This window comes from Streptomyces sp. NPDC002886 (assembly GCF_042888445.1).
GTDB lineage: Bacteria > Actinomycetota > Actinomycetes > Streptomycetales > Streptomycetaceae > Streptomyces.
In genome coordinates, this window is record NZ_JBIAPV010000006.1 from 158,355 (window position 1) to 179,377 (window position 21,023).

Annotated in this window: 24 protein-coding genes and 1 pseudogene; 8 read left to right on the plus strand and 17 right to left on the minus strand. The window is 67.5% G+C overall.

Features of this window, described 5'->3' with window-relative positions; translation table 11 throughout:
• Window positions 1–125 precede the first annotated feature (125 nt).
• The gene (locus ACFYYB_RS26725; protein WP_389438109.1) at window positions 126–257 is read right to left on the minus strand and encodes an alpha/beta fold hydrolase; all 132 of its coding nucleotides are present in this window, start codon (window positions 255–257) and stop codon (window positions 126–128) included.
• Window positions 258–318: 61 nt separating this feature from the next.
• Between ACFYYB_RS26725 and ACFYYB_RS26730 the strand changes: the two genes are divergently transcribed.
• Window positions 319–909, plus strand: coding sequence for a TetR/AcrR family transcriptional regulator (locus ACFYYB_RS26730; protein WP_389438111.1), 591 nt, complete (start codon window positions 319–321; stop codon window positions 907–909).
• Window positions 910–1,036: 127 nt separating this feature from the next.
• On the opposite strand, the gene ACFYYB_RS26735 is transcribed toward ACFYYB_RS26730, so the two are convergent.
• The 7 genes from ACFYYB_RS26735 to ACFYYB_RS26765 form a co-directional block, all read right to left on the minus strand.
• The gene (locus tag ACFYYB_RS26735; RefSeq protein WP_389438113.1) at window positions 1,037–1,396 is read right to left on the minus strand and encodes an STAS domain-containing protein; all 360 of its coding nucleotides are present in this window, start codon (window positions 1,394–1,396) and stop codon (window positions 1,037–1,039) included.
• Complete coding sequence (locus ACFYYB_RS26740) at window positions 1,393–2,655, minus strand: PP2C family protein-serine/threonine phosphatase (RefSeq protein WP_389438114.1); 1,263 nt, start codon at window positions 2,653–2,655, stop codon at window positions 1,393–1,395. The genes ACFYYB_RS26735 and ACFYYB_RS26740 overlap by 4 nt, the downstream gene beginning before the upstream one ends.
• Window positions 2,655–3,464, minus strand: coding sequence for an alpha/beta fold hydrolase (locus ACFYYB_RS26745; RefSeq protein ID WP_389438115.1), 810 nt, complete (start codon window positions 3,462–3,464; stop codon window positions 2,655–2,657). Before ACFYYB_RS26745 ends, ACFYYB_RS26740 begins: the two co-directional genes overlap by 1 nt.
• 185 nt (window positions 3,465–3,649) lie before the next feature.
• On the minus strand, window positions 3,650–4,003 hold the full coding sequence (locus ACFYYB_RS26750) for a PRC-barrel domain-containing protein (protein WP_389438116.1): 354 nt from the start codon (window positions 4,001–4,003) through the stop codon (window positions 3,650–3,652).
• Window positions 4,004–4,361: 358 nt separating this feature from the next.
• On the minus strand, window positions 4,362–4,523 hold the full coding sequence (locus ACFYYB_RS26755; RefSeq protein WP_266902550.1) for a hydrophobic protein: 162 nt from the start codon (window positions 4,521–4,523) through the stop codon (window positions 4,362–4,364).
• Between the two features lie 147 nt (window positions 4,524–4,670).
• On the minus strand, window positions 4,671–4,904 hold the full coding sequence (locus ACFYYB_RS26760; protein ID WP_389438117.1) for a DUF6479 family protein: 234 nt from the start codon (window positions 4,902–4,904) through the stop codon (window positions 4,671–4,673).
• A gap of 190 nt (window positions 4,905–5,094) precedes the next feature.
• Window positions 5,095–5,637, minus strand: coding sequence for an SDR family NAD(P)-dependent oxidoreductase (locus ACFYYB_RS26765; RefSeq protein WP_389438118.1), 543 nt, complete (start codon window positions 5,635–5,637; stop codon window positions 5,095–5,097).
• 448 nt (window positions 5,638–6,085) lie between these two features.
• Between ACFYYB_RS26765 and ACFYYB_RS26770 the strand changes: the two genes are divergently transcribed.
• Both ACFYYB_RS26770 and ACFYYB_RS26775 read left to right on the plus strand, forming a co-directional pair.
• Window positions 6,086–6,511 (plus strand): DUF4190 domain-containing protein, encoded by a 426-nt coding sequence (locus tag ACFYYB_RS26770; protein ID WP_389438119.1) that lies wholly within the window; start codon window positions 6,086–6,088, stop codon window positions 6,509–6,511.
• Between the two features lie 140 nt (window positions 6,512–6,651).
• The gene (locus tag ACFYYB_RS26775; RefSeq protein WP_389438120.1) at window positions 6,652–7,107 is read left to right on the plus strand and encodes a ubiquitin-conjugating enzyme E2; all 456 of its coding nucleotides are present in this window, start codon (window positions 6,652–6,654) and stop codon (window positions 7,105–7,107) included.
• Between the two features lie 108 nt (window positions 7,108–7,215).
• On the opposite strand, the gene ACFYYB_RS26780 is transcribed toward ACFYYB_RS26775, so the two are convergent.
• Window positions 7,216–8,037, minus strand: coding sequence for a DUF2382 domain-containing protein (locus ACFYYB_RS26780; protein ID WP_389438121.1), 822 nt, complete (start codon window positions 8,035–8,037; stop codon window positions 7,216–7,218).
• A gap of 759 nt (window positions 8,038–8,796) precedes the next feature.
• Window positions 8,797–9,414 (minus strand): hypothetical protein, encoded by a 618-nt coding sequence (locus ACFYYB_RS26785; RefSeq protein ID WP_389438122.1) that lies wholly within the window; start codon window positions 9,412–9,414, stop codon window positions 8,797–8,799.
• A gap of 270 nt (window positions 9,415–9,684) precedes the next feature.
• Here ACFYYB_RS26785 and ACFYYB_RS26790 point away from each other — a divergent pair, with 270 nt between their 5' ends.
• Window positions 9,685–10,035, plus strand: coding sequence for a hypothetical protein (locus tag ACFYYB_RS26790; RefSeq protein ID WP_389438123.1), 351 nt, complete (start codon window positions 9,685–9,687; stop codon window positions 10,033–10,035).
• A 206-nt stretch (window positions 10,036–10,241) separates the two neighbouring features.
• Entirely contained in the window at window positions 10,242–10,715 is a 474-nt protein-coding gene (locus ACFYYB_RS26795; RefSeq protein ID WP_389438124.1) for a hemerythrin domain-containing protein, read from the plus strand.
• A 996-nt stretch (window positions 10,716–11,711) separates the two neighbouring features.
• On the opposite strand, the gene ACFYYB_RS26800 is transcribed toward ACFYYB_RS26795, so the two are convergent.
• From ACFYYB_RS26800 to ACFYYB_RS26815, 4 genes and pseudogenes are all read right to left on the minus strand, one after another.
• On the minus strand, window positions 11,712–12,311 hold the full coding sequence (locus ACFYYB_RS26800) for a LysR family substrate-binding domain-containing protein (RefSeq protein ID WP_389438126.1): 600 nt from the start codon (window positions 12,309–12,311) through the stop codon (window positions 11,712–11,714).
• Window positions 12,312–12,481: 170 nt separating this feature from the next.
• Window positions 12,482–12,781 (minus strand): annotated as a pseudogene (locus tag ACFYYB_RS26805) (LysR family transcriptional regulator); the annotation flags it as partial.
• A 619-nt stretch (window positions 12,782–13,400) separates the two neighbouring features.
• Complete coding sequence (locus ACFYYB_RS26810; protein WP_389438127.1) at window positions 13,401–13,733, minus strand: hypothetical protein; 333 nt, start codon at window positions 13,731–13,733, stop codon at window positions 13,401–13,403.
• Complete coding sequence (locus tag ACFYYB_RS26815; RefSeq protein WP_389438128.1) at window positions 13,730–14,206, minus strand: HNH endonuclease family protein; 477 nt, start codon at window positions 14,204–14,206, stop codon at window positions 13,730–13,732. The genes ACFYYB_RS26810 and ACFYYB_RS26815 overlap by 4 nt, the downstream gene beginning before the upstream one ends.
• A 574-nt stretch (window positions 14,207–14,780) precedes the next feature.
• On the opposite strand from ACFYYB_RS26815, the gene ACFYYB_RS26820 reads away from it, so the two are divergent.
• The 3 genes from ACFYYB_RS26820 to ACFYYB_RS26830 all read left to right on the plus strand — a co-directional run bounded on the left by ACFYYB_RS26820 (window position 14,781) and on the right by ACFYYB_RS26830 (window position 17,152).
• Window positions 14,781–15,014 (plus strand): hypothetical protein, encoded by a 234-nt coding sequence (locus ACFYYB_RS26820; RefSeq protein ID WP_389438129.1) that lies wholly within the window; start codon window positions 14,781–14,783, stop codon window positions 15,012–15,014.
• Between the two features lie 232 nt (window positions 15,015–15,246).
• Window positions 15,247–16,146, plus strand: coding sequence for a hypothetical protein (locus ACFYYB_RS26825; protein WP_389438131.1), 900 nt, complete (start codon window positions 15,247–15,249; stop codon window positions 16,144–16,146).
• A 436-nt stretch (window positions 16,147–16,582) separates the two neighbouring features.
• Window positions 16,583–17,152, plus strand: coding sequence for a DUF1524 domain-containing protein (locus ACFYYB_RS26830; protein ID WP_389438132.1), 570 nt, complete (start codon window positions 16,583–16,585; stop codon window positions 17,150–17,152).
• A 150-nt stretch (window positions 17,153–17,302) separates the two neighbouring features.
• Here the strand turns inward: ACFYYB_RS26830 and ACFYYB_RS26835 are convergent, their stop codons facing one another.
• The 3 genes from ACFYYB_RS26835 to ACFYYB_RS26845 form a co-directional block, all read right to left on the minus strand.
• Window positions 17,303–18,130, minus strand: a complete 828-nt coding sequence (locus ACFYYB_RS26835; RefSeq protein WP_389438134.1) for a tetratricopeptide repeat protein — start codon at window positions 18,128–18,130, stop codon at window positions 17,303–17,305.
• A 245-nt stretch (window positions 18,131–18,375) separates the two neighbouring features.
• On the minus strand, window positions 18,376–19,422 hold the full coding sequence (locus ACFYYB_RS26840; protein ID WP_389438136.1) for a hypothetical protein: 1,047 nt from the start codon (window positions 19,420–19,422) through the stop codon (window positions 18,376–18,378).
• A gap of 31 nt (window positions 19,423–19,453) precedes the next feature.
• On the minus strand, window positions 19,454–20,992 hold the full coding sequence (locus ACFYYB_RS26845; protein WP_389438137.1) for a DNA/RNA non-specific endonuclease: 1,539 nt from the start codon (window positions 20,990–20,992) through the stop codon (window positions 19,454–19,456).
• Between the last annotated feature and the right edge of the window lie 31 nt (window positions 20,993–21,023).

The following is a 21,023-nucleotide window of genomic DNA, read 5'->3' on the forward strand; positions in this document are numbered from 1 at the left end:
TCACGCTCGCTAGCACCCCGATCCTCCCACCACCAGCCCTCCACTGGAGTCAAAACCCATCAACACGAACTCCACCCAGCCCAAGTGGAGTCAGAAGTCACCTTCCGACTGGAGTCACTTGTCTTCTATAGAGCCAGGACCACCTTGCGCCACTGCGAAGCGTTCATCGGAAGGCCGTGCCCGAACACCAGCACGGGCCCCTCCCCACCCGTGTCCTCGTAGTCGATGAGCCCGGACGACAGTGCGACACTCGGCATCTCTACCCCCACTTGATAGATCGTTCTACTGTAGTTCCGGAGAGGAAAGGAGTGGAAGGCATTGGACAGGTCTGACACACGAACAAGGATCCGGAGTGCCGCCGCGGTGCTGTTCCGCCGCCACGGCTACTCGGCCACCGGTCTGAAGCGGATCGCGGCGGAGGCGGACGCACCGTTCGGCTCCATCTACCACTTCTTCCCCGGTGGCAAGCAGCAACTGGCCGAGGACATGATCCGCACCTCCGGGCCCGAGTACAGCCGCATGGTCCTGGCCCTACTGGACAGCGTGCAGGACCCTGTGGAGTCCGTCGCCCACGCCTTCGAAGCGGCAGCGGCCGACCTTGCAGCGGTCGACTACGCCGACGCGTGCCCGATCGGCACGGTGGCCTTGGAAGTCGCAAGCAGCAATGAGGTGCTGCGAGTAGCCACGGCCGACATTTTCGACGCGTGGATCAGCACGACGACACAGTGGTTCGGTCGTTGGGTCGCCGAACCCGAGACGGCCCGATCCCTCGCCTACTCGATGGTCATGATGCTAGAGGGTGCTTTCATGCTCAGCCGGGCCGCCCGCCATCCGGAACCACTGCGAGTCGCCGGCCGATCGATGGCCAAGCTGCTGCACACGGCCATCACTCAGGCCGACGAAGGCTGATCTCGAACAGCGGGGGCAGCGATCTTGGCGGAGCGGCGTGCAGGTCCACCCAGGCTCCGAGACACTACGGAGCCGAAGGCAGCACGCTCGCCAGGGATCCTGGCCCGCCGGGAATCGGGTACCGAGGTCAGTGCTCCGGGGGCTGCCAGGCCTGCTCGGCCGCCTGCGAGGTGGGGTACGTGGGGAAGACCTGATCCAGGCCGACGATGCGGAAGATCCTGGCGACACGTTCGGGGACCGCGGCCAGGGCGACGGCCGCGTCGGCGGCCAGGGCATGGTTGCGGGCGGCGATCAGGACGGTGATGCCGCTGGAGTCGCAGAAGGTGATCGCCGTGAGGTCGATGACGAGCTGCTGCCCCGGGCGCAGGTCGATCTGCGGTAGGGCATTGCTGACGTCAGGCGCTGTGTGGTGGTCCAGTTCGCCGACGAGTTCGATGACGGTTCCGGCAGTGCCGGTGCGGGTGCGGATGCTCAGGTTCCGGGTCACTGCCGCTCTTCACTGGTGGGTCGGGGCACGTGAATGGCCAGAACGGCGGTGTCGTCGTCCACCCCCGTGCCCAAGGTGCCGAGCAGGGAGCGGACCGCGTCGATGGTGTCGGCCGCGGTCGTGGGGGCCAGGGTGCGGCCGAAGCCGAGAAGGGCTTCGTCGCCGTAGCGGTCGCGGCCGCCGCCGGCCGTGTGGGCTTCGGTGAGGCCGTCGGTGTGCAGGAGCAGGGTGTCGCCCGGGGTGAGGTGCACGGTGGTGGTGACGATGTGGGCGTCGGGCAGGACGCCGATGAGTTGCCCGCCGGGGGTGGGCAGATAGGTGGCGGTTCCGTCCGCGCGCATCAGCAGGGCGGGAGGGTGTCCGCCGCTCGCCAGGGTGATGTGGAAGCCGCCCCGGTCGCTGTCGGGGGTGAGCAGGCCGAAGACGACGGTGCAGAAGCGGGGGTCGGTGCCGTTGAATTCGTGGTTCAAGACCGTGTTGAGGTTGCCCAGGACGGCCGCCGGATCCGGGTCGTACACGGCGGCGGCACGCAGCGTGTACCGGGCCAGGGAAGTGACGGCCGCCGCTTTGGCGCCCTTGCCGCACACGTCGCCAAGGAACATGCCCCAGGTACCCGCGGTCAGGGGGAAGAGGTCGTAGAAATCCCCGCCGACCTCGTCCGCGGAGGCAATGTGGTAGTACGCGGCCACGTCCAGGCCCGGCACGTCCGCGAGTGCCGGGGGCAACAGGGTCTTCTGCAAGGTGGCGTTCAGGACCTTGAGGCGGTCGCGTTCCAGGTCGGCTTGCCGCCGGGCCCTCAGCAGTTCTTCCTCATAGGCGCGGCGGTCACGGGCGTCGAAGACCGTGGTGCGGATCAGCAGCGGTTCGCCGTCACTGCCCCTTTTGACCGTTGAGGTGACCATGACCGGCAGGCGGGAGCCGTTCGCGGTCTTCAGCTCCAGGGCAACGCCGCTGATCTCGCCCTGCATGCGCAGTAGTGGCGCGAAATGTGTCTCGTGGTAGAGCCGGCCTCCGACGGTCAGCAGATCGGAGAAGGACTTGCGGCCCACCAGATCGCCACGTTCGTAGCCGAGCCAGTGGATCAGGGTGGTGTTGATCTTCGCGATCCGCCCGTCCAGCAGCGTGGACAGATAGCCACAGGGGGCGTGCTCGTACAGGTCCTCGGCGTTGTCCTCCAGCATCTCGGAGAACCGGGCATCCTGGCCTGCTGCCCCCTGCAACGGGTCTTCGCTGCCCTCGGTCTCGTCGGCCGTGGACATCACGCAGCGGCTCCCGCGAACGCGGCGATCGCCGCCGCGGTCTCCTCCGGGGCCGCGAGCTGGGGGCAGTGACCCGTCGCGTTCAGCGTGACCAGCCGGCTGCCCGGGATCTGCGCGTGGACGAAGGCGCCCACCTCCGGCGGGGCGATCGCGTCGTGGGAGCACTGGGCAACCAGGGTCGGCACCCTCACTCCCGCGAGGTCGGCGCGGTTGTCGGACAGGAACGTCACCCGGGCGAAGACCCGCGCGATCTCCGGGTCGGTGCGGCAGAAGCTGTTCGTCAGCTCCTCGCCGAGCTCCGGCCGCTCCGGATTGCCCATGATCACCGGCGCCATAGCGCCGGACCAGCCGAGGTAGTTGGCGTCCAGCGACTCCAGCAGCTCCTCAATGTCGGCGGCGCTGAACCCGCCCCGGTAACCCACGGCCGGGTCATCGACGAAACAGGGCGAGGGGGCGAGCAGGACCAGGCCGGCGAACGCCTCGGGCTCACGCACCGCGGCCAGCACACCCATCATCGCGCTCACCGAATGCCCCACAAAGGTCACCGGGCCGAAACCCAGCTCCCGGCACACCTCCAGTACGTCGTCCACGTACCCGTCGAGGGACGAGTAGCGTTCCCGGCTCCACGCCGACAGCTGCGAGCGGCCCGCGCCCACGTGATCGAAGAGGGCGACGGTGAAGTCCCGCTCCAAAATCGGCACCACCAGCCGCCACATGTTCTGATCGCACCCGAACCCGTGCGCCAGCACGACCACCGGTCCCCCGGCCCGCCCGGTCACCGTCACGTGGTTCCTGCTCCGGACATCCATGCGGGGCATCCTCCCAGACCGCCTCTCGTCCCATCACGCGATACCCACACCGACGACATTGAGCATCACCCCCCTGGCCGCGGGGTGCTGGCACGCCCGGATCAATGCCGGTGGGCAGACCACCGCGGGGGGGGGGCGACAGCTGATGGCTGTCGCCCCCGCCCCGCGGTGCCGGTTCCGTGCGCCTAGAGGCGGTGCGGCCCGTCGTAGTAGCCGCCGACCTGGCGGTGGTAGTCGGCATCGCCGAGATGCTTGTCCTTCTCGAACTCCGGAGCGTTCTTGATCTGCTCCTTCGTACGGTCGACGTAGATCTTCTCGTCGTTCGCGTCGACCCGGCTGATCGTGCCCGCCGGCAGCAGGACCTCCTTGCCGAAGATCCACGGGCCGGTGTCGACCACGATGTAGGACGAGCCGACCTCGTCGGAGTGCTTGTCGACCTTGCCGATGGAACCGTCGCTCGCCTCGACCTTGTACCCCGTCAGGTCCGAACCGGCCAGACGGCCGGACGCCTCACGGTAACCCCACACGTTCTCAGGCATGCGAAAAACAACTCCTCCGGTCAACGGAAGACGCCGAGAAAATACATTCTCCCCGCTCTTCCTTTTCCGTCCTCTATTCCTGGCGTCGCTCACGCTCCGCCCTGACCTTCGATTGCCCCGCTTTCCCTCGCTCACACCTCCCGATCCGAATGAACCGGGACGGCCTTCGATCATGGAGGCGAACAGGTCTCCCTGTTGCGTCACGGCGACCACCCCGGCACTACCACCCGTACCCGCAATAGCCGGTTCAACCCGGTAACGCAAATCCTGGGAGGCCATAGAAAACGGCGGTGGCCGGGCCCTTGAATGGGACCCGGCCACCGCCGCATCGTGCCTAAACTGCCGCCTTAGACGGCGTCTACCAGCGGTACCATCGACCGCTTCCGCTCTTGGGTCGGGCAACGAATCCGATGAGCCAGAGCACGAGGACCGCAATCGCGACCCACCAGAGAATCTTTACCGCGAAACCCGCACCGAAGAGAATAAGGATCAGCAGAAGAACAAGAAGCAGGGGAACCATATTTATCAACCTCCGAGACACCGCCTGCCCCATCCCGATCCAGCCATGCACGCAAGATCGACCGGCTTGTCATATGCAGCCGCACCCCAGGCCCGACTCACCGTCGACGGAAGAACACCCCTTTCAATGGAGCAGTGAAGCGGCACATCACGTGCGGGGAGGACCGTCTGCGACGTCATCACCGTCCGGCGTCTGCCAGGAGTCCTGACGGGCCCGCGCCTCAGGACTCTGCTGAGCCGGTTGGGCAGGGGCTCTGCGCCGTGCGCTGCGGCGGCTGCCGTACCAAAAAGCTCCGATCAGGAGTAGGGCGACCACCACTCCCACGATGATCAGGAGGAGTGAACTTGTGGCTTCAGCCGCGAGATACTCAGTGGCGATCATGCGCAAGCCCTACCCCTGATCGACGAACCTACGAGGCACCTCACCCGGATGGCGGCATGGCGCTCGGCACGCCCGCCGGACTCCTGGAAGGAACCGTTTGGGATCTCAGCGCGGGCGGGCAAGGACCTGTTGACCATCAAGTGCATGGTGAACAGCGGCCGATCAGTTTCACTGATCCGTCACGGCGAGCTCAGCCGTCGCGCAGCCGCTCATCTGCCTCTCCCCTGCTCCGAGCAAACCGGTGGCTGTCAGTGGCTGGGTGGCCCTCCAGCCTCGCAAGTTCGGTGCGTGCGACACGGGTGACGACAACGGGGAAAAGAGCTCGAACCGGCTGGACGACACGAAGCCAGGCAGGCACGTAGACCGATGCCTCGCGTCGTACTGCGGCAGTGGCCAGCCTCTCCGCGACCAGGGGCCGCCGGATGCACCTTGCGGGCCGGCGCGGGCATTGGGAACGGACCTCGGTGATGACGTTTTGGGCGTCGGTGCCCCAGATCATTTCTGTATCGGTCCAGTTGATGTACGCGATCCCCACCGTTACGTCCCGGTGGGCGAGTTCGGCATGCAGGGCGTGGGCAAAGGCTTCGACGCGGGCTTTCGAAGCGCAGTCGGCGTTCATCAGCGGCGAGGCACCCATCGACGCTAGGGATGCGATCTGCAGGTAGTAGCCGCGAGTATCCAGCAGATCGGGGAGGAAGCAGGCCCTGCGCCCCGGCTTGGCCGTGACGGCCATCGCGGGCGAGCTCGACCTGGACACCGTCCCGTACGTCACCACAGCTGACCTGCCACCAGATCTGGTGCAAACCAGCGCCCGGTGAAAGCGAGCAGGCTCAGGGTCTCCTTACAGCCCTCGTCGACCCAGCTCCGTACAGCAGCACGCTGGAGGGCAGGGTCGAGCGAGTAGCGGATCGTTCCTCGCAAGGAAGCGGACGGAAGGGTAACTCCCCCAGGACCCTGGCTCCGCAGGATCGGCTTCGACTGCGCGGTGAAACTCGGGTTCATCTCTCCGGTGGACTCGGTGGAGATCGATCACAAGCGGTAGGGCGGCGACACGGTCGCCCCGCTTGGGGAGGCCCCCCAATGGTGAAGCGGGTTTGCGACGGTTGGAGCGTGGCAGAAGCGCGGAACGCCGCATCGAGACAAGGTAGTTGTCCTGGAGGCGTTCGTGAAGGGACCATCTGATGACCGACGCGTACCACTCTTCCGATACCCCCGTCGGCGCCTACCCCGGTTCGGCCCCGGCCCCGGCCCCGGCCCCGGCCACGAAGCGCAACGGCCTGGCCGTGGCGGCACTCGTCACGGGTCTTGCGTCGCTCCTGCTCTTGTGGCTGTGGTTCGTCGGCATCCCACTGGCCTTGGTGGCCATCGGGCTGGGGATAGCAGCCCTCCGCAAAGCCCGAGGCGGTGCCGGCGGGCGCGGCATGGCGATCAGCGGCCTGGTCCTGGGCGCTGTCACCGTGGTGATCGCGGGGATCCTGGTAGTGGTCGGGGTGTCGATCCTGAATTCCGATGAGGGCAAGGACCTGCGCTCCTGCCTGAACAATGCTCAGACGCAGCAGGACAAGCAGGACTGTACGAACCGGTTCAACGACGACGTCAACAACTGACGCCAGCGCTACACCCGCGTACCGGGCCCGGATGGCGGTCCAGGGCCTGCCGCCGCATGGCTGCGGACAACGGGGGCAGGCGACACGACATGCATCGGGCGCCGACCGCACTCGGCAATGGTCGAGGAGGCCGGGACGCTATGAGTACCACGCGGAACGCCACCGTGAAACGGGCGACAGCGGACTGGCGGCAGGTCGAGACGCTGCCCGCGGACGGGCCGATCAGTGGCGGGCACACGGATGGAGACGTATTCGCGGGCACCGCGGTGCTGGTTCCACCACCTGACTCGCTGTACTACAGGGCCCGCCTGGCCGTTTCCGTCGCCCTGCCGGGCGACTACCCCGGCAAGCCGCCCAACCTCGTCTTCCGCACGGCGGTGTTCCACCCCAACATCAGCAACACCGGCATCATCTCCTTCCCTCTGCTGGCAGAGAAATGGAGGCCGGACGCCACCCTGCACCAGGTCCTGACCGCGCTCCTAGCGCTCTTGGACGAACCCGACGTCCACGACCCGCTGCGTCCGGAGGCGGCCGAGGTGTACATCCTCGACCGTGACGCCTACATCAGACGAGCCCGCCAAGTGGCGAGTGCCTGAAGACCGCGCCGAGTACGCCTCGCGTTCCCTCCCCGCCAACAGGCGCCATCACGAGAGTGTCCGGCCTCCGGCAGAGTCTGCCGGAGGCCGGATACGCATGGATGAAGGTCAGCGGCGGGGGCCTCTGCGGCCCTCGTCCCGACGGCCGTCCTTGCCTTCTTCGTAGCGGATCTGCTCCTTGCGCACGGTGTCTGAGACTTCCTTCTGCTCGGTCACCTTCTCGGTCTCCAGGCGCACCCGCTCCACCGGCACGGTCTCCTTGCGCGTCACCGCCCGCTCGGCGTGCAGGGTGACCTCAGTCTCGGCTTCGTCGATGTCGCCCCGTACGCGCTCTCCTTCGCGGATGGGCTCGCGCACGACCCGGACCTCCTCGTGGCTGACCGGAACGGTCGTCGTGACGTTCTCCGTGACGACGACCTTCTTCAGCCGGGCCCGACCCACCTCTTCGTTGGCGGTTCCGACGTGCAGCCGCTCCTCGGAGCGGACCAGTTCGTCCTCACCGGGCTTGCCGCCACGCCCCTTGTCCCGGTCATCGACGTACGTTCCGGTCGCGATTCCGGGCGCGTCCACCGCGGTGCGCTGCGCCTTGCCGTTGCCGCTTCCGTGTGAGCCGGCCAGTCCGTAGTGCTGGTAGAGCCTGCGCTCCTCTTCGACGTCCAAGTGCTGGTCGGCGTCGACGCGCGGCGCGTCCTTGACCACGTTCTTGAGGTGCGGGACGTGGAGCGCTTCACCGTCGCTGCGGGCCCCGTCGAGGGGAACGAACGACTCCTTCATGCCGAACCACCCGGTCTTGACCGTGACCCACTCCGGCCGGCCCGTCGCATCGTCCCGGTACACCTGGCCGACGCTGCCGATCTTCTCCCCATCCGCGTCAAAAGCGGTCAGGTTGATCAGCTGCTCGGTGCTCAGGAAGCCGTTTCCAGCGCTCATCGGTACATCCTCCAGAGGGGTGCGGGCACGAATGCGCGGCGACTTCGATGTCCCGCACTCCTCGTGCCCTGCACCCAAGCCCGCCCCCGCGGCTGCCTAGGCGCAACTGGCCAGATCCGCAGGCCCTGCCGCCGGGGCGGCGAGACGTAGTGGAAGCAAGGTGTAGCGGCCCGATGGCCCAGCGCTCTCCGTAGCTGCCGAACGGGTGAGCGTCGAGCAGACGTTGCCCAAGAGAGCGCCGACGTCCAACGCGCAGGACACGAGCCTCCAGGCGCGGGGAATACTTTTCGGTCTCCCAGGGCGACGAGGCCCCCGACCAAAGGCCACGGCAGGCAAGGGTGGTACCGCTCTCTGGCTAGGCCGACTTGCCTGGTAAGCGAGTCGGTGCGCCACCGCTGGTTCCGAGCCCGTAGGGCTGTCGGCTGCAACGGGTCTAGTAGCCGATCCACGTGGCCCCTTCGGCCCGGACCATCACCATCCCCGCGCGGCGGTGCCGCGGTCCGGCCTCCGCAGGGGCGCCCATCCAGCCGATTCCGGAGTGCGAATTGATGTTGTGCGTGTGAGAGTGCAGAGGGGAGAACCACGACGACGGGTTGTCCCCGCGAGCAGGACCTGGCCAGGGACCGTAGTCACTCCGGCCGGGTCCTGATCGCGCTTAGGGGTAGCTCCGCCGCTTCGGTGGAGCAGCAGCACGCAGTAGCCGTCAGACAGTGCCTACCCGGCCGGGCCGCGACTACTGAGCAGGAATGTCCGTGCTGGTCAGGGCTTGACGACGGCGGCCCATCCGACGGTGCAGGCCAGGGCGGGAGCGGTGCAGGACGTTTCGTACAGATCGCCGGTGGTGGTGAGGACCTTGACGTAGACGCGCTCACCGGCGAGCTTCACGGCGACGCTGCAGGCGTTGCGCGGGAAGCCGGGGGTGACGGGTCCGGTGAGGTCACGCCAAATGGGTGCCCCGGTGAGCGAGGGCCGGTAGCCCACGAAGGCCTTGCCGCGCGTCAGGGCTGCGGTGTACTCGCTGCCGGGAGCAAGTCCTGCCACCACGTCTACGTCGATGCAGGGGCCGGCCGGTCCTGCGGGTCCCCGGTCTCCCTTGGGCCCCTTGGGGCCTTGCGGTCCACGCGGACCGCGCGGCTCGCTGCATCCCTTGGCCGGTAGCCGTTTGAGGGCCTTCGCAGACTTCGCCTTGGCTGTTCGGGCTTCGGGCGTCTGGCCCTGTGTGTCATAGCAGTCGCTGGACTGCACCGCGCCTGCACCCGTGGCCGGTGCGGCGATCGCGGGTGCGGCGATCAGAGCGAAGGAGAGGGCCACGGGCACGGCGAGAACTCCCATCAGCTGCTTCCGTCGAACCGTCTTCAGTACCGCGTGCACTGTCATCACTCCTCAAGTCGACCTACTGGACCCGCGGAGCATCACTCACATGGTGAAGAACGAAGACGCGACAGGCTGACGATCAGACAGACACCAACGCGACGGCCCAACGAACGCTCGGCCGCCCCCCGACTCACGGCGATGAGCAGCCCAGCGCTAAGTGACAGCCCGTCGCCGGTCAACATCGGGCATCGCGAATCGTGACCGGCCGGGCCTCCGACGGGTTTTGTCGCCGAGCCGGCCGGACTCTGCCGACTCCCCGCGACAGGGAGAACCATGGACCTACACAACCGCCTCCTGCTGGACGGCAACATCCTGATCGTCACCGTCCACGAGCCCGTCGCCACCGAAGAGCGAGCAGCCCTCGCCCAGGCCATCGACCTCCTCATCGACGAACACCATCCTGCAGCGCTGGTCATTACCCTCGGCCCCGCCGCGGGTACTCCGGCCGCCGTCTCCGTCATCTTGCGCGCACACCGCCACTGCACGGAGAACACCATCCCCTTGGTCGCGGTCACTCCCCACTCTGCGACCCGCTATCTGATCAAATCCAACGAACCCTCCCTGCCCGTCGACACCCACACCGACCACGCCCTCCTCAGCGCCAGGACCCTCCTACGCCGCTAACCCACGGTCAGAGGCACACGATCTCCCGCCCGAGCCGTGACATGGCCCCGTGGCGGCCACATCACCACGGGCCGGGCGTACGGCGTAGGCGGCCCGCCCGTCCGGACCAACCTTGCGGTCGGGCGCGCTGCGCCGCCCGGCATCGGGTACACGGGGTAGGGGTGCCGCGCTCGCGCTGCCTGTCAGGCCAACGCAAGGAGGACCCGGTGGACGCGATCGTGCTGCTCAAGGAAGACCACAAGACGGTCGAGAAGCTGTTCAAGCAGTTCGAGAAGGCCGGCGACAAGGCGCACGCGGAGAAGCGGAAGATTGCTGACCAGGTGATCGACGAGCTCACCACGCACACCTGGATCGAGGAGAAGATCTTCTACCCGGCCGCACGGGAGGCCGCTCCCGACACCAAGGACCACGTTCTGGAGAGCATCGAGGAGCACCACGTCGTGCTGTGGATGCTTTCCGAGCTCAAGGGCCTGGATGCGGCCGACGAGCGGTTCGACGCCAAGATGACCGTCCTGATCGAGAACGTCCGCCACCACGTCGAAGAGGAGGAGAAGGAGTGGTTCCCTGACGTCCGCAAGGCCATGGGCCGCAACCGCCTCACCGAGCTCGGCGAGCAGATGGAGCAGGCGAAGAACAAGGCCTCCGGCGAGCCACTCGCCGTCCCCAGCGCCAAGAGCTGACCCGCTTCCCGGAGCAGCGTGGCCGCCGCGTACGGGGCCGCTGCCCTGGGAGGCTGGTTGGTGGAACTCGTCCGGGTCTTCCTTCGCACGTCGGTCCGGACGGGCCGTCCCGCTTCGCCTGGACCAGCGTGGTCAGCGGTAAGGGCTCCAGCGGCCGAGGCGTGCCAGCAGCTTGCGGGCGGCATCCTCGTTGAGGCCGAGTTGGGCGGCGGCCTGCTTCGTGTCGAGGTCGTTGGCGGTGGTGCGGGCGGCCCAGTAGCCGACCCGCTGGGCGACGACCTCCAGCCGGCGGGCCGCCCGTACCGCCGCGACTCCTCCTGCCCGGCGCGGACGTCTGGATCACCGACGGCCACGACAGCGACCCCCTGCCATCCCTCGCCGCGTACACCAACCAGCCGTCCAGAATCCGTGTCCACGCCTGCGGCCGAGACCTCGGCCAGCAGATCCTCACCATCGAGGACGACACCCCTGTCGAAAACCACCTCATCCAGATCTGGCCCGCCCCCACCGCCCCGCTCCACATCTGGCAGCACACCGACACAACTGTCCTCGTGCGTCGTCGCCTTCAAGGGCTTCGAGACCGATGCCGCACCGCTCGCCGACAGGCCGGACTGAGGGCGACCGGATCGCAGGCGTGCACGGTGATCCGACAGGTGGGGCAACCCGAATCGATTCACCGGTTACACGGTCCCGAAATCCGTAACGGGGCAGCAGGCCAGGGCGGCGGCCAGGGCCTCTGATGATCAAGGTGTCGAAGTCGTTGATCGTCCAGGGGTCGCGCCCGCGTGCCAGTCCCACGATCGAAGACCAGTCCTGCCACCGCGCGCGCATAGCGGACTTGCCGACCATCGTCCGGGGTAAGCCTCTCGGCCGCCGCGGCCGACAGCACGCGACCTCGTGAAGGTGGCGCAAGGGCACCGTGTACATCGAGGACGCCGCCTTGGGGCACCCACACGAGGCTCCTCTGGCGGTCGAAGGGCAGCGGCTCGAGCTGCGTCACGCCTCGGGACTACACGCGGCCCCCGCGGTTTCGACGTAGGCGCGCACGAGAGGGCTCTCGGCATTGGCGCGCCAGACGAGGCCCCAGCGGCCCATCGGCGCGTCGTCGATGGGGAGATACTTGACGCCGGGCCACGGGTAGTAGTCGGCAGCCTCGGCCTGGATCGCTTGGATTACTCGTCCGGCACTGACGGCGTTCAGTGTCTCCTGCCAGGTGGCGACCTTGGCGCCTCGTCTGATGGGGCGTCCGCTGGGCGTACAGAAGGGGATCAGCGCCTCTTCCCAGTACGCCGGAATGGGATGCTGGGACAAGGGGACCTCGTAGTCGCCGAAATCTTCCATGCGTACCGAGTCCCGCTTCGCCAACGGATGCTCGGATCCGACGAGGCAGACCAGCGGGCGCTCACTCAGGACCGGGCCCACGGTGAGGTCGCTTTCGCGGACGGGGAGCCAGAGCAGGGCCAGGTCGACCTCCCCGGAGCGCAGCCCGGCGAAGGGCGTCGTGGGCTGGACCTCGACGAAGTCGATTTCCGCGCCCGGATGGTTGCCGCGGAACAGAGCGTTCGTGGAGGTGAGGATCTGGGCCAGCGCCCCCATCGTGCCGATCTTGAGTGTGCCGTGAACGCCGCGTGCCGCCTCGGCCGCCGCGGATCGGGTGCCGTCCAGGATCTGCTGGTGGCGGGTTTGAGCTCCGCATACAGCCGCGCTCCGATGGGGGTCAACTCCACCCGGCGGCTTGTCCGTAGAAATAGCGAACCGCCGATTCGCCGCTCCTGCTTGGCGATCGACTGACTCACCCGGGCCTGGGTCACATGAAGGCGCTCGGCGGACCGCCCGAAATGCAACTCTTCAGCCAGGGCTAAGAAGATCTCGATGTCTCGCAGCTCCATGCGTCCCCACCCCGGTGCTTCCTGCGCCCGCCGCCTGGACAGACACCGGACCCGATCCACGCTCGGCGCCCGGATCGATAAGCGAAAGGTAATCGACGGCCTGCGCAGACGGCTGTTGACCCGCCTTTCCGGCGCTGACACCCTGAAGTGGCCGCCCAATCCGGGCGCGATCGCCATCGGGAGGGGTGTCCGAAGCCCGAGGGATTCACGTGCCTTTGAAGATCACCGACAAGAAGATGTTGTGGGGTTGACGCGTACGGGACCGCTGTTGGTGGCGGCCCTTGCTGTAGGGACCGGGGGTTCGCTGACGTTCGCGTCGGGCGCCTCGGCGGCCTCTCCGGAGTTCACGTACGAGGTGACCCGGAGGGCGGAGGGATATCAGGACATTTCCCGGGCCGCGGTATGCAAGGTCCGGTGGCTTTCGCGGTGGGCACCGCTGACCTCCGATCAGCGGCGCCCGCCGCCCGCCGCCAGCTGGCGGCGGGCGCGCCGCACGGCAGCCCATCCGCCCGTCAGGATCGGGGCACTGCGCCGGTCGAGGGCGCGCCCCACCCCAGCCTGACTACTGACCTGAACGTCTCAGGTGAGGACGCGATCAAGCAGGGAGAGGGCCATACCGAGCACCCCGAGCCCAAGACCGATCATTCCCACCCGTGCCAGGCGGTCTCGTCTCATCAGCTGCAGCCTCCGATCCTCAGGTAAGGACGTCTCCGGCAGAATCCAGGCGCTCTGGGCTGGTCGTCACACGGTCGCTCTACAGGCGGAGCCGGGACCGGACGATGCCGCGGCCGGGCACTCACGTGCTGGCGTCGGGGACTTCGGCGCCGGCCCCGGCCTTCACGGCCTCAACGACCAGCTCGTGGAGCGCCGCGAGATCGCCGGACGGGAGCGGCGCGGGGCTGCCGGTGAGGGTGTACCACTCCTCCGCGCCCGTGTACTGAATCCGCACCCTGGCGGTGTCATCCGGGCCGGGCTCGGTCGTCACGGTGACGTCACCGGTAATGACGCCGACCTCATCGGTCATCGCTCCGCCCGGCCCTGCCCTCAGGTGGTCGGTCAACGGGACCGGCCCGTCGGGGACGGCACCGTGGTCGGGCTGCGGAGTGCTGGCGGTCGGCTGGTCGGTCATGAGCAGGTCTCCAGCATCTCGGTCAGCTTCTTCTTCTCGCCCTCGGTCACCGTGAGCTGGTAGGTGGACTTCACGTTCGTCCACGCCGTCGCGTACGTGCACCAGTAGCCCTTGGCCGGGGGCTGCCACTCATCGGGGCCCTGGTCACCCTTCGACCGGTTCGTCGCCGCGGACACCGCCAGGAGCTGGGGGCGGGTCAGGTCGTTCGCGAACTCCTTGCGCCGCTCCGCCGTCCACGCTCCGGCCCCCGACCGCCAGGCATTGGCGAGGGGGACCATGTGGTCGATGTCGAGCTTCCCCGCATCGGTGACGGCGATCCCGTCGTAGACAGAAACCCAGGTACCGGAGACGGCCTTGCACGCGGCGTCGCGCTTCACGCCCTTGCCCGAGCGCTCCAGGACGATCTCGCGGGTGTCGCAGCTGTCGCCCTGCCCGGTCCAGTGCGTGAACTTCTCCCGGGAGTAGCCCGTCATCGCCTTCTGCCCCGCCACCTTCAACCCGGAGAGCTGGCTGCGGGCAACCGCCGTCGTCGAAAGGCCCGGAAGCGCCGGTGCGCCCTGAGCACCCTGTCCTCCGCCCTTGCCCTGACTGGGCGGGGACGCCTTGCCGTCACCTCCAGAGGAAACCCCCGGATTACACGCCGCGAGACCTGCCGCCAGCAAAACAGCCGTCACCGTACGGACACTCAAACGCATCTGACGATGCATAACCACCCCAAAACCTCTCGAAAAGCACCACCGCGACCTTACCCAGCGCGCCTACCCCGCCAAGACCACCCCGGCACCCAGCACAGGGAGTCCCGTGAGGAGCCGGCCCGATCGTCCTGACGACCTGTTCCTGAACCCCCAACCCGCGGGGAAATCCTTGGGAGGTCGAATCGGCTGACTGCGGGGCTGCTCGCGGAAAGAGTGAGGGCCGGACGGGGCACTTGTCCGTGGACACACCTCGACAGCCTCGCCGCGAACTTCCAGAGCGCCTACGGCGGCACTCGATGGGGTGGACCTGTCGTATGCGCGGAGCTGGCACCCTGCGCGCAGTTCCTCGTTCATGAGCGACGAGAGCATGATCACGATCGAGATCCGGGGCCACGAAGAGGCCGGGCTGGAAGCCTCCCGCCGCATCTCAGACCTGTTCCTGTCCAGCGGTCCATGCCGGCTGCGGCACACTCCGGGGCAGGACGAGGTCAGCGTGCTGGTGTACGGGGACGTGACGAGGGGACCGGGTGATGGCGGCTACCTCGACACGGTCCAGGAAACGGCGGCGGGTCCCTCCCGGTACTGACGGGCGGCCTCGGTCGGCGTGTCTGACAGGCGTTGGGCCACCGAGGGATACTCTGCGGGTACAGCCGTGGAGTGTGACCGGCTGGAGGCCTGCGGATCTGCCCGGACAGAACCGCAACTGCGCCCAAGGGTGTGATACCCAGTCTCCTCCCCGCACGTCCGCTGACCCGAAACCTCTATGTCGATCGTCTTCGTCTAGCTGCGGTCCGGTGCCGCGCCTGAACGGAGCCCCCGTGCCCTACAGCCGTGACAAAGCCGCCCTTGCCCTGTGCAGGCAGACCCTCAGCATTCCGGACAACTACTTGCGCCGGATGCGCCAGCCCAACGGCAGGATCACCCTCGACACCCCCGATCCACAGCAGCAGCGACTGCAAGCGCTCCTGTTCGACTGCTTCTTCAGCCGCGGTCTGGAGCATCCCTTCGATCTCAACGGCGGCCGGAGCTTCCCCGATCTGCTCGCCTACCTCAGCTGGGTAGCGCCGCAGAACGACCGGCTCGTCCTCCAGGCCACCACCGCCGCCCGGGTCACCAGCTACCTCGTCCCCTACGTGCGGACGTTCACCGACGGCTCCTGCGAGGTCTCAGGGATCCCCGGGCTACGGCTCGAACGCATCACCCGCAAAGCACTGGTACTGCGCCACATGCCGACCGGCGGCCGTCTCGAAATCCGGGAGCAGATCGGGGAGGTGGCTCTGCGCGACATGCAGGCGCTCCTGGAGGACGAAGTCCGCGTCTCACGCCAGGACGAGAACAGGCAGGACCGCCGTCAGCCGGCCTGGACACAGGAGCAGCTGACCCAAGGCGAGCAGGCCGTGGCACATCACTGGGCCCCGGACGCCACCACCGCCCTGCGCAGCGCCCTCCTGGCGCGTGCCAACCTCTGGTGGTCGGTCTACAAGCACCGGGCCCACCTGGTTCCCGCTCGGCGCAGCAACGCCGAGCGCTGCCTGCACTGGAAGTCGGGCAGGTCCACTGCCGAGATCGGACGCCTTCTCACCGAAGGCCCCCTCAAAATCCCTGAAGCCCGGTTCACCCCGCCGTACATCCCGGGTGACGTCGGTCTGGTTCACCTTGGTGAAGGGACCCTGGAACTCAACGGACCGCGCGCCGCCCTGGCCACCCTGAAGTCATAGACGCGCTCCCGTCGCATGCTTCTGTCGGACATCCAACGGGTTGGTGCCTCGCGCCTGGTGGGGCACCACCCTTGCCCGCTTGATCGACGTCGGATGCCTCTGGGCAGCGTGGGCGTGCGGCCTGTGTCCAGTGGGAGGCCAGCCTCTGCGGCGAGGGGCAGATCCGTTTCCTCGGTGAATCAGGCCATCCTCACGAGTGAGTTGCCCCGATCCCCGCTTCCGTACCGGCCATGTACCCGGCTACAACCCGAACCATGATCAAAAACCTGGCTCGCTACGGCTTCCCGCCCTCGCACTCGCTTCCCTCCCCCTCCTCGCCACCATTCCCCCGGCCGCCGCCAACACGGCGCCCGCGGTAGCGAACGCCTCCGTCAAGCACGGCTTCATCTCCGGTGCGGCGGCCGCGGCGCCGGGCGCGGCCGCGGTGCGAGCGCCTGTGCCCCTGTTTGAGGCGATCAACCGGCTCCCGGTGGCCGCCGAGCACCGCGAGGGCTACAAGCGGGACCTGTACAAGCACTGGAACAAGGGCCTGAACTCAGGCGATGGCTGCGACACGAGGCGGGAAGTCATCCTGGCCGAAGCCGTAACGGCGCCTCAGGTCGCGGCCGGCTGCAAGCTGGCGGGCGGATCCTGGCGCAGCCCGTACGACAACCTCGTCGTCACCGACGCCGGCCGCCTTGATGTAGACCATTTCGTTCCGTTGGCCGAGGTCTACGACAGCGAACAAACCCCCTGGTCAGCGGCCCGGCGGGAGGCGTACGCCAACGACCAGGCGAGCCCGGACACGCTGATCGCGGTCTCCGCCGCCTCCAACCGCAGCAAGAGTGACAAGGACCAGGCCGAATTGCTGCCCTCCGACGGCTCCTACCAGTGCACCTACGCCCCTACCTGGGTCGGAACCAAACTCCGCTGGGACCTGGCCGCCGACGAGAACGAGGTCCAGGCGTTCCTCGGACTCGCCGAGGACTGCCCGAATACGACCGTCGTCTACGAGAGCGCGGTGTAAACACCATGACGAAGCAGCGGGCTGGCTCGCGCACGGTGGACACTATGGACGAACATCAGCACGGCGCCAGTACCCGTACCCCGCTCGCCGGCCCAGGTGGCACTGACCGATAAGACGCACCGGGCTGTGTGCGGGGGCTTAGCTACAAACTCAATCACCATCAATGCGGTCGAGCAGCTCACGAGCCTTGCCGGTGCGGAAGTGATCCGGACCCAAGGCGGTCATGCAGGCGTCGTACGCGGCTACGGCACGCAGCTGGGCCTCGGCGCCGCGGCCCAGCCCGAGGAGGGCCGCGGCCGCAACCAGCTCGACGCTTCCGATCGCCACATGGGGGTCCTCCCGGGACAAGCTGCGGCGCAGCACGTCGGCGCGCTCCACTTCGGCGAGCGCCTCCACATAACGGCCCTGGCCGCTCAGGCTGTGGGCCAGGCTGAGACGCAGGACCAGCCTGAGCCGGTCTGGTTCTCGGTAACCGGCCAACGCTTGACGCGCCAGTGCCTCGGCCTCGGTGTGGCGGCCCAACTCGGTCAGGGCGTAGACCTGTTCGCTCCGGGCGGCCGCCGCTACGTACAGCATGTCCGGCCCAGTACTGCGGTTCGCGAGTTGGGCGACGTCCACGCACTCCGCCACGCATTCACCGTGCCGGCCCAGAATACTCAGCACCCGGGCGCGGTTCGAGCGCAGATGCAGGGAGTGCGGGTGCTCGGCTCCGAAAGTCCTGCCGAAGACCGGCAGCAGCTCGCCATATGCGGCGGCGGCACGATCATGGTGCCCCTGGGCCTCCGCCGCTAGCGCAGCAATGCGCAGCGCCAACGGCCCGTACCCCTCGTCGCGCGGCCGGAACGGGCCCGCGGCCACGGAGCGCGCCTCCGCCTCCGCCTCGGCAAAGCGCCCCGCCGTGTACAGGGCTGCGATTGGGGCCAACAGGGCCCCCGTCATATCGGGCTCGCTCCTGCCACGCCAGCGAAAGAGTTTCATGATCGGAGCATACGAGTCCCACTCACGGGCGCCGACTTGGCCCTGACCAGTAATATTCGTCGCGCTTGCTGCCGAGTCGTCGTCGGGCGCCGGACCGCCAGGCCTGGCCAGCCTCGGACGGCAGCCGACCAGAATCCGTTCGGCCGGCCCTCGACAGTCAGGTTCCTCACCGCAACCGAGGCCACTGCATTCCTCGCGAACAGCAACCTCACGAGGATCGAGTCAGTGTGTTGATTCTCTCTGCCTCACTGGATGAGCTCGATGTGGGGATGGTTCGGGGATACCGGACAGGTGTGCAGTTGCAGGTTGTAGCCGCTGGCGATGTCGATCATGGTGAAGTTCGCCGGAGGGTTGCCAGGGAGGAGCGGTGTGGGGTTCTCCTGCTCCTCCTCGGGCGCCCAGCTGTCGTCGCCGCCGTTCCATTCGGTAGTGGCGATTGTCAGCAGGGGCTCGGCTTCTGTGCCGCATTCCGGGCAGAGGCGGGGAACGGGGTCGGTGAGACCCCAGCGGCTCCAGCCTCCGATCTTCCAGCCGGGAGACACCGACAGCATGTCCATGTAGAGCTCTTCCGGTGCGACTTCATAGTCGCCGTTCTGCGCCGCTGCTTCAGCCACCTGCCAAGTGCTCCAGTCTCCCAATTTCTCTTGGATCTCCTCGTCCAGCTCCAGATTGTTGGGGTACTCCACGACCTGTTCCGGTGAAAGCAGGCATGGTTCCGGCAGGTAAGTCTCGAACTGCACCGCCGGCGGTTCAGGCGGCGTGGCGAGGACGTCGGTAACGGTGGCTGCCACGCGCCAGAAGAGAGCGGTCCTGGGGTGTTCCGGGTGGTCGAAGGGGCACCAGAGGACTTGGAGCAGATCCGCTTCGGAGTGCGCAGGTCGCGGAAACAGCGGTACGTCACGTGCGTACACCTGGGCAACTGGCAACATGGCGATCGGACCCTCGGGCCACGGCCGGCCAGCCAGGATCTGCTCCTCGGCCTCCAGTTCTTCAGGCGTGGCCCAGGGACCTTGCGGATCCCGGCGCCGGCGATCCTCCGATGCTGCCCGACTGCGGCGCCACAGGCGGACGTCCTCGGGCGAGAGGATGCGGTTTCCCGCCCACTTGTGCGGCTCCTCGCAGTGCGGCCAGGGCTCGTCGGCGGGCCAAAGTAGCGGCCCGCCGACAGAGCTGTCGTGCCATTTGGGAAATCCGGGGCGGGGGTGCAGGCGCGTTGCTGTGCGCGCCAAGGGGGCCAGTTGAGGGACGAGATCTGCGACGTCGAAGGGTCGCCGTGGCGTGGTTTGACTCATGTTGGCCCCCTTGGGCGTTAGCTGGCTGGAATTAGTTTCCGAGGTTGAGGGTCCCGGTGCCCTTCAGGGTGTTGGGGACGTAGACGTTGGGGAACAGCTCCTCTGTCGCCCCGTTCGCCCGTTCGATATTAGCGGTCATGGTAACGCCCGTCGGAATCGTGCTCGTGGCGTCCCGAAAGACGGGTGTTACCTGATAGAGGATCGCATCATTCGGCCCAAAGGAGGATTTCTTCACTTCTTCCTGAGCCTCATACTCGAATGTCCTCATGCTGGGCGTGCCGGTGTTCATTCCCACCTGCCAGCAGGGGACCAGGTTGTTCTGGCCGCCGTCTTTGACCGCACCCGGCCCGCCGAGGATGTTGGCGATCAGGTGACAGCGGGCCTGCTTCGTACCGGGAGAGAAGTCGTCGCGGAACTTGCCCGCGTCCTTCCAGCCGGTGGGGCTGCCACTGGCCTCCTTGCCCGTCCCGGGGGTCTTACCCAGGCAGGCTGTCGCCTTGGTCGGCCGGGTGCCGGCCGGGCCTATCACCGGGATGGTCTTGTTGACGCTGGGGACGGGTTCGGTGGTGTTCATGCGCCAGCCTGTGCCCGAAGGGATCGCTCCAATCGGATGGTTCGCCAGGCAGGAGGCCTGCGGGGCCCCGGCCGGTGTCGTGACCTCCAGCTTGAACTGGTCGGCGTCGATGACACGCTGGCTCTGGAATCCCGCAGCGAGCTTGCCATCCGCGAACTGCTTGTCGGCTACCGAGACATGGGCCCGCACACACGGCGCGGCGCGATTCAGTTCCAAACTGTTGCCAAGGACGTAGGTGTCCCAGCCACCGCTGCTGGCATTGGGAATCACCTCGACGCACCGGGCGCCGTCGACTCCGCCCTCCTTGACCTCCGCGAACGGGAATTCTCCGCAGGTGTCGGTCGCAATGAGGTCCGTGTTGGCTATGAAGGGCTCCGTTCCCGCGCTTCCGCAGGTACGGCTCGTCCGGTCTGCCACTCCGCTCACCTGCCGGGTCAGCGGCTTGCTCTTCCCCCAGCCATCGTTGAGGTTCTTCTGCGCCCAGCCATAAGCAGCGATGGCGCCGCCCGGTTCCGAGCTCGTCGCCTTCATCGCCACGACGGGCATCACGGAGGGGACGGCACAGCCCGCGGTAGAGGTACCGCCGACCGCGTCGTCGCAGCGGATCTTCTGGGGGTTGCTCCACGACGCGTTCGGATCGGTGGGCGTGGCACCGGGCATGGTGACGTAGAGCTGGTAGGAGGTGCTGAAGTCGAATCGCTGGCCGGCGGCCGGGGTGGAGGTGTAGGTGACGTCGCCGCTGGCGGGCTGGCCTCCTACGGTCAGGTTGGTGCCGAAGAAGGGCGCGTACTTGGTGGCGGTGCAGCCGGCTGAGCAGGCGGCCCTGAACTTGACGCTGAGCGTGGTGACGTCCTGGGAGGCTCGGGTCATCGTCGCCGTGACGTGTTCGTTCCACGTCGTGCCCTGAGCGGGGAGTGTCGCGCTGGTCGCAACCTCTACTGTGCCCGAACCGATTTCCTTCCCGTTGGCGTCGCGCAGGATGTAGAGGACTTCCACTCCGCGAACGCAGTACTGGAACCGGTCATAG